At 41.0% G+C, this 16562-nt stretch carries 19 protein-coding genes and 2 pseudogenes; 18 read left to right on the forward strand and 3 right to left on the reverse strand.

What is annotated here, in order from left to right; all coding sequences use genetic code 11:
- The first annotated feature begins 5 nt into the window (after nt 1-5).
- The 18 genes and pseudogenes from H7T92_RS07815 to ldcB all read left to right on the forward strand — a co-directional run bounded on the left by H7T92_RS07815 (nt 6) and on the right by ldcB (nt 14679).
- Nucleotides 6-482, forward strand: a complete 477-nt coding sequence (locus H7T92_RS07815) for an Imm6 family immunity protein (protein WP_024055616.1) — start codon at nt 6-8, stop codon at nt 480-482.
- A complete protein-coding gene (locus H7T92_RS07820) occupies nt 479-922 on the forward strand; it encodes a hypothetical protein (RefSeq protein WP_024055615.1) in 444 nt (147 codons plus the stop codon). Before H7T92_RS07815 ends, H7T92_RS07820 begins: the two co-directional genes overlap by 4 nt.
- An 11-nt stretch (nt 923-933) precedes the next feature.
- A pseudogene (locus tag H7T92_RS07825) lies at nt 934-1410 on the forward strand (SMI1/KNR4 family protein).
- A 95-nt stretch (nt 1411-1505) separates the two neighbouring features.
- Nucleotides 1506-3323: an excinuclease ABC subunit UvrC gene (gene uvrC / locus H7T92_RS07830; RefSeq protein WP_201037460.1), complete on the forward strand. Its 1818-nt coding sequence runs from the start codon at nt 1506-1508 to the stop codon at nt 3321-3323.
- Between the two features lie 11 nt (nt 3324-3334).
- Nucleotides 3335-3867: pseudogene (locus H7T92_RS07835) on the forward strand (T6SS immunity protein Tdi1 domain-containing protein).
- 60 nt (nt 3868-3927) lie between these two features.
- Complete coding sequence (locus H7T92_RS07840) at nt 3928-4278, forward strand: hypothetical protein (protein WP_201037461.1); 351 nt, start codon at nt 3928-3930, stop codon at nt 4276-4278.
- Nucleotides 4275-4589, forward strand: a complete 315-nt coding sequence (locus tag H7T92_RS07845) for a hypothetical protein (RefSeq protein ID WP_201037462.1) — start codon at nt 4275-4277, stop codon at nt 4587-4589. Before H7T92_RS07840 ends, H7T92_RS07845 begins: the two co-directional genes overlap by 4 nt.
- Nucleotides 4590-4664: 75 nt before the next feature.
- Nucleotides 4665-5072: a hypothetical protein gene (locus tag H7T92_RS07850; RefSeq protein ID WP_201037463.1), complete on the forward strand. Its 408-nt coding sequence runs from the start codon at nt 4665-4667 to the stop codon at nt 5070-5072.
- 172 nt (nt 5073-5244) lie between these two features.
- A complete protein-coding gene (imm47, locus tag H7T92_RS07855) occupies nt 5245-6042 on the forward strand; it encodes an Imm47 family immunity protein (protein ID WP_201037464.1) in 798 nt (265 codons plus the stop codon).
- A 108-nt stretch (nt 6043-6150) separates the two neighbouring features.
- Nucleotides 6151-6993: a metallophosphoesterase family protein gene (locus H7T92_RS07860; protein ID WP_201037465.1), complete on the forward strand. Its 843-nt coding sequence runs from the start codon at nt 6151-6153 to the stop codon at nt 6991-6993.
- Nucleotides 6994-7142: 149 nt separating this feature from the next.
- Nucleotides 7143-7748 (forward strand): nitroreductase family protein, encoded by a 606-nt coding sequence (locus H7T92_RS07865; protein WP_003001591.1) that lies wholly within the window; start codon nt 7143-7145, stop codon nt 7746-7748.
- A gap of 34 nt (nt 7749-7782) precedes the next feature.
- The gene (pepV, locus tag H7T92_RS07870) at nt 7783-9189 is read left to right on the forward strand and encodes a dipeptidase PepV (RefSeq protein ID WP_201037466.1); all 1407 of its coding nucleotides are present in this window, start codon (nt 7783-7785) and stop codon (nt 9187-9189) included.
- Between the two features lie 52 nt (nt 9190-9241).
- Entirely contained in the window at nt 9242-9826 is a 585-nt protein-coding gene (locus H7T92_RS07875) for a uracil-DNA glycosylase family protein (protein WP_070662394.1), read from the forward strand.
- Between the two features lie 12 nt (nt 9827-9838).
- Nucleotides 9839-10330, forward strand: coding sequence for a prolyl-tRNA synthetase associated domain-containing protein (locus tag H7T92_RS07880; protein ID WP_070665314.1), 492 nt, complete (start codon nt 9839-9841; stop codon nt 10328-10330).
- A gap of 20 nt (nt 10331-10350) precedes the next feature.
- The gene (locus H7T92_RS07885) at nt 10351-10635 is read left to right on the forward strand and encodes a rhodanese-like domain-containing protein (protein WP_070665315.1); all 285 of its coding nucleotides are present in this window, start codon (nt 10351-10353) and stop codon (nt 10633-10635) included.
- 165 nt (nt 10636-10800) lie between these two features.
- Nucleotides 10801-12036, forward strand: a complete 1236-nt coding sequence (locus H7T92_RS07890) for a DUF6574 domain-containing protein (protein ID WP_201037467.1) — start codon at nt 10801-10803, stop codon at nt 12034-12036.
- Between the two features lie 66 nt (nt 12037-12102).
- Nucleotides 12103-13890, forward strand: coding sequence for a TcaA second domain-containing protein (locus tag H7T92_RS07895; RefSeq protein WP_201037468.1), 1788 nt, complete (start codon nt 12103-12105; stop codon nt 13888-13890).
- 9 nt (nt 13891-13899) lie between these two features.
- A complete protein-coding gene (gene ldcB, locus H7T92_RS07900; RefSeq protein ID WP_201037469.1) occupies nt 13900-14679 on the forward strand; it encodes an LD-carboxypeptidase LdcB/DacB in 780 nt (259 codons plus the stop codon).
- 29 nt (nt 14680-14708) lie between these two features.
- On the opposite strand, the gene H7T92_RS07905 is transcribed toward ldcB, so the two are convergent.
- From H7T92_RS07905 to coaA, 3 genes are all read right to left on the reverse strand, one after another.
- Nucleotides 14709-15218 (reverse strand): DNA topology modulation protein, encoded by a 510-nt coding sequence (locus tag H7T92_RS07905; RefSeq protein ID WP_150906252.1) that lies wholly within the window; start codon nt 15216-15218, stop codon nt 14709-14711.
- 66 nt (nt 15219-15284) lie between these two features.
- Nucleotides 15285-15533, reverse strand: coding sequence for a 30S ribosomal protein S20 (gene rpsT, locus H7T92_RS07910; RefSeq protein ID WP_003007640.1), 249 nt, complete (start codon nt 15531-15533; stop codon nt 15285-15287).
- A 96-nt stretch (nt 15534-15629) separates the two neighbouring features.
- Nucleotides 15630-16550, reverse strand: coding sequence for a type I pantothenate kinase (gene coaA, locus H7T92_RS07915; RefSeq protein WP_201037470.1), 921 nt, complete (start codon nt 16548-16550; stop codon nt 15630-15632).
- Nucleotides 16551-16562 lie beyond the last annotated feature (12 nt).

The following is a 16562-nucleotide window of genomic DNA, read 5'->3' on the forward strand; positions in this document are numbered from 1 at the left end:
AAAATATGTTTGATAGTTATTTTATGCTAATTTTTTCAGAAGCAATCGTTGATCAACTGGAAACACCCTATAAACCTCAGATTCGCTCTGCTTTCGATGTTTGTTGGGACTTTTTGGAGAATAAAGATAGAGGTGGAGATAAGCTCTATGCTCTATTAGATGATGGCACAGACTTTGGCGGACTTTTTATCTATATGCAATTATATGATAATGAGGCGAATGTGCCATCCTGGGATAATATGACTTATGCAATAGCTACCATTGCAAAAGTAGCTTATTCATATGAAAATAAGAAAAAGCTACCATCTCCATTGGAAAATATCGACGATTCTTTGATAGAGAATTTTATTGAGAATTTAAAAGAGATCAATTTTAATTTTTATGATCACGTACAGGATGTTAAAGACTTCCTTGCGCTTGGCAAATCACCATCTAAGGAAGAGGCCATAAACGAATTAAAGAGAATAGGATTATTGCAATGACACAATTTGAAGATAAATTTATGGAAGTCCAAGCAAGCATGATTTCGTTAGCGCTGGAATATGTCCAAAATCAAGTAGATAAAATTTTTATTTATGCGATAGCGGACAGTTTGTATAGTTTTAATCTCTTCTATGAGATTAAGGGAAATATTGTACACAAACACTTAGTAAATGATTATTTACCTAAAGACTCTCATGTTGATATTAGTTTACAAACTGCCTTGTTAAAGGAAGGTATCAAGGATGTAGAGGCAATGATTGATATTTGCCAAGAATACAATCGCGAACACCCAACTGAAATGTGGTTGATTTATGATGTTCAAAAAAACAGCCTTGACAGTCGCTATAGCTATGAAGGACGTTACGACAAGGATGAAGAATTGCTTCCACGTTTGGAGTTTGAAAAATGGTTCGAGGAAGTAAAAAACAAGCAATTGTAGGAGATAAAGGTATGTCCCAACAAGATCAATCAATCATCTACCCCCTGCCAACTGATGCGCTATTACAGGAAAGAGAAGCTGCGTGGAAAGTTCGACTACCTGAAGATTATTAGGAATTTATAAAGAATGAGAATGGATTGATTCCGTCAAAACGGTATTTTCATTTTGGGAATAACGAGAAAGTAATCGATCGCTTTTTAGCCATACTAGCTATTTCAGGTGAGAAACCAGAAGAGGTTTATGATATCGGAGTGCTGAGTACACAATTAGAAGGGCGCATTGTCTTTGATGAAGATTATGTCGGAATGCAACTAATCCCCATAGCAGCATTGTTCGGTGGTGATTTTGTTTGTCTAAATTATGTCAAGGATTCCGAAAATCCAAGTATTTGTATCTGGTATCACGAAGAATCGTACGAGCTAGAGCCAGCTATAGAGTTAGTAGCAAATAACTTTACAGAGTTTTTAGATATGCTACAGGATGAATAAAAGTCAAATTTGTAAAAGAGACTTAAAAAAAACGAAGCATTTTAAACACATTACACTGAGGGACTAGCTCCCCCTTTTTTGCTATAATAGAGAGTATGAACAACTTGATTAAATCCAAGCTCGAGCTCTTGCCGACGAGTCCGGGCTGTTACATTCACAAAGACAAGAACGGTACCATCATCTATGTGGGCAAGGCCAAGAATCTTCGCAATCGCGTGCGGTCCTATTTCAGAGGAAGCCACGATACCAAGACAGAAGCGCTGGTATCTGAGATTGTGGATTTTGAGTTTATCGTCACTGAGTCCAATATTGAGGCCTTGCTTCTTGAGATCAACCTGATCAAGGAGAACAAGCCTAAGTACAATATCATGCTCAAGGACGACAAGTCCTATCCCTTCATCAAGATTACCAATGAGCGTTATCCCCGTCTTATCATCACGCGCCAGGTCAAAAAAGATGGCGGTCTCTATTTCGGTCCCTATCCAGACGTAGGAGCGGCTAATGAGATCAAAAGGCTTTTGGACCGGATTTTTCCTTTCCGCAAGTGTACCAATCCCCCTTCCAAGGTCTGCTTTTATTACCATTTAGGGCAATGTATGGCCCACACAGTCTGCCACAAGGATGAGGCTTATTTCAAGGGCATGGCCCAGGAGGTTTCTGATTTCCTCAAAGGGCAGGATGACAAGATTATCGATGAGCTCAAGCTCAAGATGAATACCGCTGCGCAAAACATGGAATTCGAGCGGGCAGCCGAGTATCGGGATCTGATCCAGGCTATTGGGACCCTGCGGACCAAACAGCGGGTCATGGCCAAGGATTTGCAGAACCGGGATGTTTTTGGCTACTACGTGGACAAGGGCTGGATGTGTGTGCAGGTCTTCTTTGTCCGTCAGGGCAAGCTGATTGAGCGTGACGTCAATCTCTTTCCATACTACAATGATCCAGACGAGGATTTGTTGACCTATGTGGGGCAGTTTTACCAGGAGAAATCTCACCTGATTCCTAATGAAATCCTTATCCCTCAGGATATCGATGAGGAAGCGGTCAAGGCACTAGTGGATACCAAGGTCCTCAAACCCCAGCGTGGGGAGAAGAAACAATTGGTCAATCTGGCCATTAAGAATGCGCGTGTCAGTCTGGAGCAGAAGTTCAATCTCCTTGAAAAATCCATGGAGAAGACCCAAGGTGCCATTGAAAATCTTGGAAAACTCCTGCAAATTCCAACTCCTGTGCGCATTGAGTCCTTTGATAACTCCAACATTATGGGGACCAGTCCCGTATCTGCCATGGTGGTCTTTGTCAATGGGAAGCCAAGCAAAAAGGACTACCGCAAGTACAAGATCAAGACCGTTGTCGGACCAGATGACTATGCCAGCATGCGAGAAGTCATTCGCAGACGCTACAGCCGGGTTATGCGGGATGGCCTGACGCCACCAGATCTGATCGTCATAGATGGGGGTCAGGGTCAGGTTAATGTCGCTAAGCAAGTCATCCAAGACGAGTTGGGGTTAGATATTCCCATTGCAGGTTTGCAAAAGAATGACAAGCACCAGACCCATGAATTGCTCTTCGGTGATCCCCTCCAAGTCATCGAACTCTCTCGAACCTCGCAGGAATTTTTCCTCCTCCAACGGATCCAGGATGAGGTCCACCGTTTCGCCATCACCTTCCACCGCCAGCTCCGATCCAAGAATTCCTTCTCCTCCCAGCTGGATGGCATCGAAGGTTTGGGACCAAAACGCAAGCAGTTGCTGATGAAACACTTCAAGTCACTGACCAAGATCAAAGAGGCCACTGTAGATGAAATTGTCACAGTCGGTGTTCCGCGATCAGTGGCAAAGGCAGTGCAAGAAAAATTGAACTCAAGTGAAAAACAAGAAAGTCAAAAAGAAACTGAAGGACAGAAAGACTAAAAGGTTGGACGATGATTTCAGATTTTGTAAAAGTTGCAGACATGCCTAAAGAGGTGATTGAAATTATAAGGATAAAGTCCCTGTTGAATTGGTTGAGATTTGGGAAAACCAAGGTTTGGCTACCTTTTTGAATGGCTACCTAATAGTCATAAACCCAGATGACTATAGTGAATTAGTGAGAGATTCGTATTTTAGGGGTGATATTTCTATTCCAATATTTGCGACAGCATTTGGAGATATCATAACTTGGGAAGAAAACAAATATGTGGGAATTATTAAATACAAAAATAGCAGTTTTAATATCATGATAAAAAACTTTACTCATTTTTTGAATTTTATAGATAGTAATCATATTACAAAACATTTTGACCTACCGCTTTACCATGAAGCTATTGAAAAATATGGTTCGTTAGATTATGATCAGTGTTTTGGCTTTGTACCCTTGTTAGCATTAGGTGGATTCAAAGATGTGGAGCATCTAGATAAGGTCAAGATGTATGAGCATATCTTATTAATAACCGCACTGGTAGGGAAGATTGAATAGGGGAATATTCTGCAAATACGTAATGATATGATGGATAATTTTCAATAAAAGGAACTAGTAATGAGTACAGTAGATCTAATCATTAATCACATTACAAATCAAACAATGTCCTATAAGGTGTTAAGAGAGTTTACCCCATTTTCTTTAAGTGAAATAAAGTCTAGAATTGAAAAACAAGAACCAGTCATGTCAGTCAATGATTTGAAATTAGATGAATTAAAGAAAATTAGAGAAGTTTTAACAAAATTAAACATTTTAGGAACTAAAGTGACTATGAAGGATGTTACGGGTGAAATAACTTTAGAAGTATTGAATAATATGATTGCTAGTTATGAAGGGATCGCAGAAGACACAGAAGAACTAGGTGAACTGATGTTTTCTGATGAGGATGTCTGGAGAACAATAAAATGACAATTGAGAAAGAATTGAAAAAGGTTTTAGAAAATATTTCATTGATTCAAACAAGTCAATCCGAGGTGAAATTTCCAGTAGACGATCTAGGTGACTTTGCAGACTATTTATCAGACTACATTCCAAATCATGTAGATTGGATTAAAAAAGGAAATGAAAAGTTAGCCAATTCTATAATACAAGGTAAAAAAATAGATAGAGAAGCATTTTCACAGTTAATAGTGGGTGTACGCAATCTCGCTTTGGACTTTGAAGAATTATGTGATATGCTACTTAAAATTTCAGATGAAATTGATCCAAGTGGTTCATGATGAAAGAAATTTTGTAAATTATATAGATGGATTAGTAAATCACTCAAATACAGAAACAGGGTGGAGACTAAATAAATGATTGAAGTAAGCAAACTAATAAGACAATATATCGATTTTTTTGAACAATTAAATATTAATCAGCATATAGATAATTCTGAATATCTTATTGATTTAAAAACTTGTGAGAATGAAATAGAAGACTACTTGGAGCAATTAAAAAATGGAATTACCTTGTTAGACAAAAAGAAAGATAAGATTTCTTCATCAAAAGATCAAGATTATACAACTGGTTTTGTAGATGTCTTTTTGGCTCTAGACGGATTAGCAGATAGCTTTTCAGAGTTTAAGCAAATGTCCATAAAATTAAATAAGCAATTTATGTATCATAGCGGTGAAATCACTCATGAAGAATACCTAGATAATGGTTACTTGAATGTAGAGGTTGTAGAGGATGAAGAAGCCGATGATGAAGGGAATATCTAGTTCATTCTAGAACCTTATTATAATATAGTCTAAACCATTCATATTCATGTGGATGGTTTTCACGTTTTGTACTCGTTTTTGTTATACTAGTTTTATTGTATGCTGATTTAGGCGGGGCGAGATGTGATCACACGTCTTAAAATACAATAGGAACGAATGGATTTTAGGTTTGATGGAAAATAACTTACTACTGACAGGAGTAGATTTTGGTGGGGTTAGTCCTTTGTCTCTTAAAGAGTTGAAAACTAATCTAGAGTCTATTTCTGATGAAAAAGAAAGTATTTTACTGATTGCAGAGATATTAAAAAAGGGGGATTTTTCAGTTAAACCATTGTTGATTGAACTGATGAATCAAACGAAAGATGAATCTGTCTTAAATTTGTGTATTCGATTGTTTTGCTCGGTATGCACCAATGAAGATTTAAGGGATGTTTCCAATCTTAGATGTTTATCCGATGTGTCAGAATTTGCTATTTTTACATTTGTCACTGGTGCTGTGGACACGATGTCCTATGAAGTAGTTCCTTATTTGCTTGCACTTTGGGACGAGTGGGAAGATAGCGATTCAGACATTGAATATGCGATCCAAGATGCATTGGATGATTATTTTTATGATCAGAAATTATCGACGGAGGAAGCAACCGAAGAAGAGGTTGAAGAATTATGGTCGTTAGTAAGCGAACAGAAAGAACCAGATACCTATTACTATAAGGGCTCTCCTGTCTTTCCGGGAATGTTTGCTAAGGAAATCATGACTTCATTGTATACTGGTATCCAAGTTGAAGGTAAGTTTCATAAATACCTTCAATCTGCTCTCCTTTCTACATTTACTGGTAAAAGGGTTCCAGTAAAAGTTAACGAAACAATTTCAAGAAAAGATATCGATAATATGATTGATTACATTGAAGATGTTTCCAAGCGAGACTGGGTCGAAGGAAGAAAATATTTTTATGGTTTTGAAATCAAATGATGACTGGTCGTTTAAAATGTGATATCCAAGTGTGATCACATTTTTTATTTTTGCTCGTTTTTGTTATACTTAAGGCACACAGATTTTTCAATCCATAAAGGAGTAGATATGAACCATCGAATCGCCATTTTATCTGATATACACGGAGATACGACAGCCCTGGAGGCAGTGATTGGGGATGCGCGTGCTCAAGGCGCGACAGAATACTGGCTTTTAGGGGACATTTTGCTTCCGGGGCCTGGAAGAGAGGACCTTTTTGAATTGCTGGATGCGATTCCGATTACAGCGGCTGTTCGTGGAAATTGGGACGATTGTGTCCTAGAGGCTTTGGATGGTGAGTACGGCCTTGAGGATCCGCAGGAGATCCAACTTCTTCGTCTCACTCAGTACCTCATGGAAGGACTAGATCCTAAGCGGATCGATTGGCTTCGCTCCCTTCCCTTGGTAGAGAAGAAGGAGGTCAACGGTATTCGCTTTTCACTGACCCACAACTTGCCAGAAAAGAATTACGGTGGAGACTTGCGTCCAGCTAATGCGACGGAGAACTTTGACCAGTTGCTGGATGATCAGACGGATCTGGCGATCTACGGTCATGTCCACAAACAGTTGCTTCGCTATGGCAGTCAGGGCCAACAGATCCTTAATCCAGGAACTATTGGTATGCCTTATTTTGACTGGGAACCAATTCAAAACCACAGGGCCCAGTATGCTCTGATCGATGTCGAAGAAGATGGGATGACCAACCTGCAATTTCGTAAGGTGGCCTATGACTATGAAGCAGAGCTCCAAGATGCTAAGGACAAGGGCCTTCCCTTTATTGAGATGTACGAAGAATTGAGACGCGAGGATAACTATCGGGGTCATAACATCGAGCTCCTAACTGGCTTAATTGAGAAATACGGTTATGCCAAAGAAGTAGCTGCCTATTTCAATTTTTTCAATGAATCATAGGTAGATCTCTTGTGTATTCAACCTATCCCAAAAGAGGCGGATCTTTAAAATGTCCGCTTCTTTTTTCACAATCTTAGGCTGTAAAACCCTGCAAGCTCTTTCATTTTGTGTTAAAATAGAGGTAACAGAAATAGAAAAGGAAGAAGCTTATGAAATTTCTAGAGCTCAATAAAAAACGCCATGCGATCAAGCATTTCACTGACCAACCGGTCGATCCAAAAGATGTACGGACTGCCATTGAGATCGCAACCTTGGCCCCTAGTGCCCACAATAGCCAGCCTTGGAAATTTGTGGTCGTTCGTCAAAAAAATGCGGAATTGGCAAAATTAGCCTATGGTGCAAACTACGATCAAGTTATGGAAGCACCTGTGACCATCGCCCTCTTTACTGATACTGATTTGCAAAAACGGGCTCGCAAGATTGCGCGTGTCGGTGGGGTGAAAAACTTCACAGACGAGCAGTTGCAATACTTTATGCAAAACCTTCCTGCTGAATTTGCACGCTATGATGCCCAACAGACAAGCGATTACTTGGCTTTGAATGCCGGTCTTGTGGCTATGAACTTGGTATTGGCTTTGACGGACCAAGGCATTGGAACCAATATTATTTTGGGATTTGATAAATCAAAAATCAATGAAGTATTGGACATCGAAGAGCGTTTCCGTCCAGAAGTTTTGATTACGGTTGGCTATGCGGCTGAAAAAGTAGAGCCGAGCTATCGCTTACCAGTGGACGAAATCATTGACAAACGCTAAGCCAATTAGCAAATAGAAGATCGAGGAGGAATTCATGACAACAGTTGACTTTAAAGCAGAAGTAGAAAAACGTCGCGATGAGATGATGGCTGACTTATACAGCCTCTTGGAAATCAATTCTGAACGCGATGACAGCAATGCAGATGCAGAGCATCCTTTTGGACCTGGTCCTGTAAAAGCTCTTGAAAAATTCTTGGAAATTGCCAAACGTGATGGATATGAAACCAAGAATGTCGACAATTATGCCGGTCACTTTACCTTTGGTGAAGGAGAAGAAGAACTTGGGATCTTTGCCCATATGGACGTCGTGCCTGCAGGTAGTGGTTGGAAGACAGATCCATACAAACCAGAAATTATCAATGGTAAGCTCTATGCGCGTGGTTCGTCTGATGATAAAGGGCCTACAATGGCCTGCTACTATGGTTTGAAGATCATTAAAGACCTAGGACTCCCTGTTTCTAAGCGCGTGCGCTTTGTTGTCGGTACGGATGAAGAATCGGGCTGGGGCGACATGGATTACTATTTCAAACATGTCGGACTTCCTGAGCCAGATTTTGGCTTCTCACCAGATGCGGAATTCCCAATCATCAATGGGGAAAAAGGAAACATCACTGAGTACCTTCATTTTGGAAATGACAACACAGGAACTGCCCATCTTCATAGCTTTACAGGTGGCCTTCGTGAAAACATGGTACCAGAGTCGGCGACTGCAGTCGTTTCTGGACAACTTCCAGATCTTGCTGGCCTCTTAGATGCCTTTGCCAAGGAACACCAGCTCAAGTATGAAATCTCAACTGTTGATGAAGAAACCTATACCGTTACGATTGTTGGGAAATCTGCTCATGGATCAACTCCTGAAGATGGAATTAATGGTGCGACCTACTTGGCTCTCTTGTTGAACCAATTTGATTTTGGTGGTGCTGCTAAGGCTTACCTTCATGTGACAGCTTCACTTCTTCACGAAGATTTTGCTGGTGAAAAATTAGGTATTGCCCATACAGATGCCAAAATGGGACCATTGAGCATGAATGCAGGTGTCTTCCATTTTGATGAAAGCCAAGCAGACAACACTATTGCCCTCAATATCCGTTACCCTCAAGGTACAGATCCTGAAACCATCAAATCCACCCTTGAAAAGATCGAAGGAGTGGCTACAGTAAGCTTGTCAGCCCATGGTCACACACCTCACTATGTTCCGATGGATGATGAATTGGCATCCACCCTCTTGCGTGTTTACGAAAAACAAACTGGCCTCAAAGGACATGAACAAGTGATCGGTGGTGGTACCTTTGGTCGCCTCTTGAAACGTGGGGTTGCCTTTGGTGCTATGTTCCCAGACTATGTCAATACTATGCACCAAGCTAATGAGTTCGCAGATGTTGAAGATCTCTATCGTGCAGCAGCTATTTACGCAGAAGCCATCTATGAACTAATCAAATAATCCGCTACTCGGCCGGTTTTTCTGGCTGAGTTTTTCCATAGAAGGAGGACTTATGTCAAGGATTGAAAGCATTAAACAAGCCATTATGGCAGATCCTCAAAATAAAGAATATACAGATAAAGGGATCGAGCCACTCTTTGCAGCCCCAAAGACAGCTCGTATCAATATTATCGGACAAGCTCCAGGGATGAAGACGGAAGAAGCCGGTATTTACTGGAAGGATAAGAGTGGTGACCGCCTGCGCGAATGGTTAGGAGTTGACGAAGACACCTTTTATAATTCTGGTTTGTTTGCGGTCATCCCCATGGACTTTTATTTCCCAGGTCATGGAAAATCTGGTGACCTTCCACCTCGCAAAGGCTTTGCGGAAAAGTGGCACCCTCAACTCCTCAAGGAGTGTCCGGATATTGAGTTGACCCTCTTAATTGGACAATATGCCCAAGCATACTACCTTCATGAGAAGGTTAGTGGCAAAGTAACCGAACGCGTTCACCATTTTAAAGACTATTTGCCAACCTATTTTCCACTTGTTCACCCTTCCCCTCGCAATCAAATCTGGATGGCTAAAAATCCTTGGTTTGAGGCAGAGGTGGTGCCAGAATTGCAAACCTTAGTACAAGAGATCATTCAAAAATAAAGGAGAGCGAAGATGGATCCTTATCAACAAGTTAAAGAAAAATTAGATGAGTTAGGAATTTCATTTGATGTGGTGGAACACCCACCTGCATTCACGACGGAGCAGGCGGATTCTTATATTGAAGGCTTAGAAGGTGTCCGCACTAAGACCATGTTTTTGACCAACAAAAAGAAAACTCAATACTATTTGCTCATCATGGATGACCAGAAGCCATTGGATATGGATGATTTCAAAGAGCAAGTGGAAGCCAACCGGATCCGCATGGCTTCAGCAGATTCTTTAGCTGAAAAAATGCAATTACCGCCAGGAACGGTTTCTCCATTTGGTTTATTGAACAATGAAGAAAAAGATATTCGGGTCTATTTTGATCAGGATATTGTGTCAGAGGAAATCATGACCTTCCATCCCAATACTAACGAAAAAACCATCTTTATTAAAACCCAAGACTTGTTCCGATTTTTAGAGTCTATTGACTTTAACTATGAAATCCTAACCCTTCCATAACATATCTTACAGGAGAAATCATGAAAGAAATTCCATTTTCAAGCTTTTACCAAGCTTATCAAAAAGGAAACATACACGTTCTTGATGTACGCGAGCAGGAGGAATATGATGCCCTTCACTTAGATGGGGTTCGTCTTCTTCCCTTATCTGAGTTAGCAGATCGCTACCAGGAATTAGACAAGGATCATCCCTATTATGTCATCTGCAAGTCTGGTCGACGATCAGCACGTGCTTGCCAATTTTTGGAAGAGCAAGGCTATGATGTGACCAACGTCCAAGGTGGCATGGATGCATTTGAATCCTAAAAAATGACCTCTGAAAAGAGGTCGTTTTCTTTACTAATTTCTAAAAATGAGTAGAATTTGTATGTTTTTCAAAAGATATTACAGGGATTTTCCAGTCTTTCATTGAAAATGGTTCAGAAATTTTGTATAATACCCTAGTATAAACAATAGTTAAGGAGATTCATTATGTCAAAACAAGATTGGCTGGATTATTTCGAAGCCGTAAATGGTCGTTCTGCTAGTGCAGAAGAAATTGCTCAAGCACTGGCTGCAGGAGAATTTCAAGAAGAAGTAGTGGTTCCAGAAACCCCACAAGCCCCAGAATTTGTCGCAGCACCAACTGCACCTGTGGAAGAACCAGTTGCTGCTCCACAAGCCCCAGAGTTTGTTGCAGCGCCAGCAGCTCCTCAAGCTCCAGAGTTTGTTGCAGCACCAGCAGCTCATGCAGAAGAACCAGTAGCAGCTCCTCAAGCTCCAGAGTTTGTCGCAGCACCAACTGCACCTTTTGAAGAACCAGTAGCAGCTCCTCAAGCTTCAGAATTTGTCGCAGCACCAACTGCACCTACAGAAGAACCAGTAGCAGCTCCTCAAGCTCCAGAGTTTGTCGCAGCACCAACTGCACCTGTTGAAGAACCAGTAGCAGCTCCAGTTCAAGAACCGGCCCCTCAAGCTGCTCCAGCGAATGGACCTGCTTTCCAACAAGCTCCACAACAAGCCTACCAACAACCTACTCAAGCAGCTTATCAACAAGCTCCTTACCAAGGTCAACCAGGGCAACCTTATCCTGCCCAACCAAGTCAATTTGGTGTAGCCGTTGGTGGTTACTGGAATTGGTTCCTTTCAGCTTTGAAACGTCCAACTGCTGTAGAAAATCCAAAAGCTCTTAACGGAATTTTACAGTATGTCTTGACTGCTTTTGTCTTGACCCTATCAACTTTCTTCACAGCTAGTGGAGCTACAGGTGGTTATGGAATGGATTTCCGTGCCTTTATGTTGACATTGATTTCCCTATTCTTTAGCGTTTACGCCTTCCAAGTAGCTGGATTCTTTGTTCGTCGTGTGGTTCTTCAAGATAAGGAATACAGTTACGGTCGTTCATTTGAAGAGTTTGGACGTTTGTCTGTTTACACTTTGCCACTTGCCCTTCTTGCTTTCTTAGTAGGTCTTGTAAAAGTTTATGAATTTTATGGCTTTGTAAACTTCCTTATTTTCTTCTTGTTCTTTGTTGGAACATGCTATGTCGTTCATCAAGGATTGAATAAGACAAGCTTTAAAGCAGATAAATTCTTGCTTCTAGTAGCATCATCTGTTGTCTTGCTTCTCATTGCCATCTTTGTCATTTATGTGAATGCTCGTATTTTAGAACAAGTAGCCGTAGGATTTATTCCAAGTGCTCCAAATTTCTCTAACTTTGGATTCTAACAATATCACAAAACGGAAGGTGGGGGAACCCACTTTCCCTATTTTATAATGAGGGAGAAGAGATCCATGCAAAAGAAATGGGTTGAATTATTTGAAAAAGTGATCGGTCGCAAACCGTCACCAGAAGAGTTTATGGCTGGGAAAGCCTGTGGTTTTGATTTAAAACAAATTCAGTCTATCGCAGGCAATGCCCCAGAAGAGAATCTAGCACCTGTCGAGGAACCGGTGCTTGAACCAGTTGAAGAAGTGAAGAATATTGATCCACTTCTGGCAGCTCGTCAGGCTTGGTTGCAATATTTTGAGGAAACCTATGGCCGCAAGCCAAGTGCAGAAGAATTTACCGCTGCCAAAAGTCAGAACTTCGAGTTTTTTGCAGGACCTGTTCCTGAAGCAGAATTTGTGAACCCAGATTCAATTGAAGAAACACACGAATATGTCCCTCAACAGCCCACTCAAGAGTATACGGCTCCACTTGCTACTGAGCAAACGCAGGTCTTTGATGGATCAACCTTCACAGAGGCAAGTCCAGCTCAGAAAAAACCAAAAGCTCCTAAAACGAAGAGTGGGAAAAAAGGTTCTAAGAAGAAAATTGGGATTATTTCTGCCATTGCTGTTCTTGTGATCGCTTTGGTAGCAGCCTTCTTTTACTTCCAGTCTACAACACGTGTCGAAGTGACAGCAGATAAATTCATCAAGGCGGTAGACACCAAGGATTATCGTGAAGCAGCAGACCTGCTTTCAACTGATAACGATAAATGGACGAAGGATGAAGCGGAAAGCTTGATCACCAGCATGGAATATCAAGGGGTCGATATCGGCACAGAGTTGAACAAGATCATCGATAATGGTGGAGAAGGCAGCTATACGGATAAATCTGGTAACAAGATCTTTGGTTTGGAAAAGGCGGACAAGAAATTTGGAATCTTCCAAGAATATCGTGTGGCCAGCTATCCAGTGCAAGTCAAGGTCAAGACCAATTTGGACCAAGCCAAACTCAAAGTGACTGCTAATAAAACCGTGACCTTGAAGAAAGATGCAGTGACAGACCTTGGTTCTTTCCACTACAATACAAAAGAAATGGAATTGACTGCTAAAACAGAAGTCGGAAATGTCACTTCTAAGATCCATCTCAATCCTAAAAAAGCAACAAAGAATAACTTAGAATTGCAGTTGAATTCTGAAAAACGCAATTTAGAAGTTGAGTTCCCAGATGAAGTTGAAAACCCAACGGATGTGAAGGTTGTGGTCAACGGTAAAGAAGTCGGAACTAGCACGACCTTTGAAGTAGACAGCATCCCTTATCAAGAAATTGAAGTGCACGCCGTCTTCAATATGAATGGGGAAACCTACACAACTGAAAAGGCTAAGGTGACGATTGAAGAGGGTGAAAACGATCCGATCGAACTCAAACTAGCCAAAGATACCTTAAAACGCATCAAGAGTGCACAAGATGCTAAGAAAGCGCAAGCAGCCAAAGAAGAACAAAATCGGACCTTGGCAGAAGAGTTCTTGAAAGAGTACCGCGACGCTGTCTTTAGCTCAGTTTCAAATCGAAATAACACCTACTCTAAATACTATGACACACAAAGTCAAGCCTACAAAGACATGGTAGAATTCACAACGGGTGATGGTGTTCGAAAGGCTAAAATTGACTACTATACTCCAGGAGCTTTGGATATTCAAAGTGTCACTGAAGAAAATGGTGTGGTGACGATCAAGACTTATGAAGACTTTACCGTGCATTATACAGATAGTCATCCAGATTCACAAAACCGCAAGTACAAAACTTATACTTTGAAAAAAGTAGGTGCAAGTTATGTGATTACGGATATTGTCGTAACAAAAGAATCATAGGAGATTCCCATGAAAGCAAGATTTTCCAAATTAACCTTGGTGACAGTTGCCTTGTTAACCCTGACAGCTTGCTCCCAATCTCAATCCACTAGTTCTAAATCTTCTGCAAAAGAAGAAACCAAACAAACGCAAACCAAGTCTTCCAAAGAAACGTCTTCTGCAAAGAATTCATCAAAAGAGACTGGCAAAGAAGAGTCGTCAAAAGCTGGTAAGTCAGATGTGAAAGTGGACTCTGGTGTTAGCTACAATGGTTCTTATTATAGTGTTAAAGGAAAATATGGTGAGGTGATGATCGCCAACAAACATTATCCTTTGGCGCCGGACTTTAACCCAGGTGAAGATCCTGAAGCTGTTTCAGCCCTACATGAATTGATTGCAGCCATGCAGGCAGAGGGGTATCCGATCAGTGACCAATATAGTGGTTTTCGTAGCTACGATACCCAAGTTGGCCTCTATCAAAACTATGTCAATCAAGATGGTCAGGAGGCAGCAGATCGTTATTCCGCAAGACCGGGTTATAGTGAACACCAAACTGGTTTGACCTTTGATTTGATCGATACCAGTGGTAATCTGGTGACAGAACCTGGACCAAGTAAGTGGTTGCTTAAGAACGCCGCTAAATATGGCTTTGTGGTTCGTTACCAAGAAGGAAAAGAAAAAGTGACAGGCTACATGCCAGAGAGCTGGCATCTCCGCTATATCGGAAAAGAAGCACAGGATATCGCTGACTCGGGTTTGAGTCTGGAAGAATACTATGGCTTCACTGGTGGCGATTACGTTGATAAATAAAAAAGGTTGGGATTGATATCCCAACCTTTTTATTGTATGTTTTTTAGAAACGCATCCAGCTCTTTTTGATTCTTGAGAGAGATGAATTTATCGGGATAGGTAGAACGGATATTTCGATACCTTTCTTTGGCCTTCTTGGTTCGACCGTCCCAAAGGATCCAACGGATGAATTCCCAGTCAAAGCGTTCAGGGCAGCCTGCTGCCATACTCTCGCGAACGCGTCCCTTATAACGACGGAATCGTTTCCAGGCTCTATAGAGGCAGTTCCAACGAGAGAAATTGAGAAAGATAATGTGGTCGGCTTGCTCCATTCTTTCCTCATAGCAACACCAAGAATAATTTCCATCAATGACCCAGTCTTTATGTTGGCTAAGAAACTGTTTCATCTGTCCCTCCATCCAATCCCGGTCACTGTCTATCCAGCCGGGTTGAAATTGGAGGGTATCCATATGAAGCTTGGGGATGGAGTAGTAGCGAGATAAGGCTCCAGCCAAGGTAGATTTTCCAGATCCAGAATAGCCGATAATAACAATTTTCATAAGCACCTCTCAAAAATTTAGGAACAAAAAAAGCTCCGGAGAGCTTGATTTTTATGCTGTTCTTGATTAACCAAGTTTCGCTGCAAGACGTGCTTTATCACGGCTAGCTTTGTTCTTGTGGATCAAACCTTTAGTTTCTGCTTTATCGATAGCTGAGCTAGCAGCGCGGTAAAGTTCTTCAGATGGGTTTGCTTCAAAAGCTTTGATTGCAGTACGCATAGCTGATTTTTGAGCTGAGTTTTTTTCGTTTTGTTTAACGTTCAATTCAGCGCGTTTGATAGCTGATTTAATGTTTGCCAAGTTATTCACCTCCATTGATAATCTAACTATCTCATTATATATGAAAAGTTAAGATTTGACAAGCCTAAAATAGCTTTTCCTTAAAAAAGTACCGTTAACAGGCCATTTTCTCTAGCGTTTGAGATAAATTTCGTCAATTTCATGGTTGGTTGCCTTATGGAGAATCAGATCAGCTCGATTTCTGGTTGGTTGAATGTAATGTTGCAAGTTGACTAAATTAATGAATTCCCAGACCTGATGGGCCATGTTTAAAACTTCTTCTAAGGGTTGCTCTGTAAATCGATAGTAGTAGTTATTGGGATCATTTTGAGCTAATGCAAGGAGTTTTTGGAAGCGATCGATATACCAAGATTCGATATCGTCGACCGCGGCATCCACATAGATTGAAAAATCAAAGAAATCGGTCATATAGAGAGTGTCATTTTGCGGATTTTGAAAGACATTTATACCTTCGACAATGACAAAATCAGCTGGTAAAATGGTTTGCTTCTCATCTGGGACAATATCGTATATTTCGTGGGAATAGACAGGGATTTCTACACTCTTGTTGTTTTTGATTTGATTAAGAAAATCAAGGAGCAATTCCATATCATAGCTTTCTGGAAATCCTTTTCGATTGAGGATCTCTTGTTCTTTTAAGATAGCATTTGGATAGAGAAAGCCATCCGTTGTCACCAACTCCACCGTCGAGCCTTCAAAGGTTCGAGACAGCAGGATTTGAAGTAAACGGCTAGTGGTAGATTTTCCAACCGCAACGCTCCCTGAAACCCCAATGATAAAGGGTTGGCGTTCACTCGTTTTTTGAAGAAAAATACCTTTTGAGAAGGCCAAATCTTCTTTGGAACGCTTGTAGATTCCAATCAGGTTTGTTAAAGGCAGGTAGACGTCACGTACATCCTGGAGGTTGATGCGGTCGTTAAAACTTTTAATAGAATTGAGCTCTGTTTGAGAGAGAGGTGGGGTGGTTTTGCGGTGTAAATTTTGCCAAGTTTCCCGATTAATTTTTTCAAAATGTAGAAATTCTTTGTCCATATGTCACTCCTA

The organism is Streptococcus parasanguinis (assembly GCF_016648855.1).
GTDB lineage: Bacteria > Bacillota > Bacilli > Lactobacillales > Streptococcaceae > Streptococcus > Streptococcus parasanguinis_L.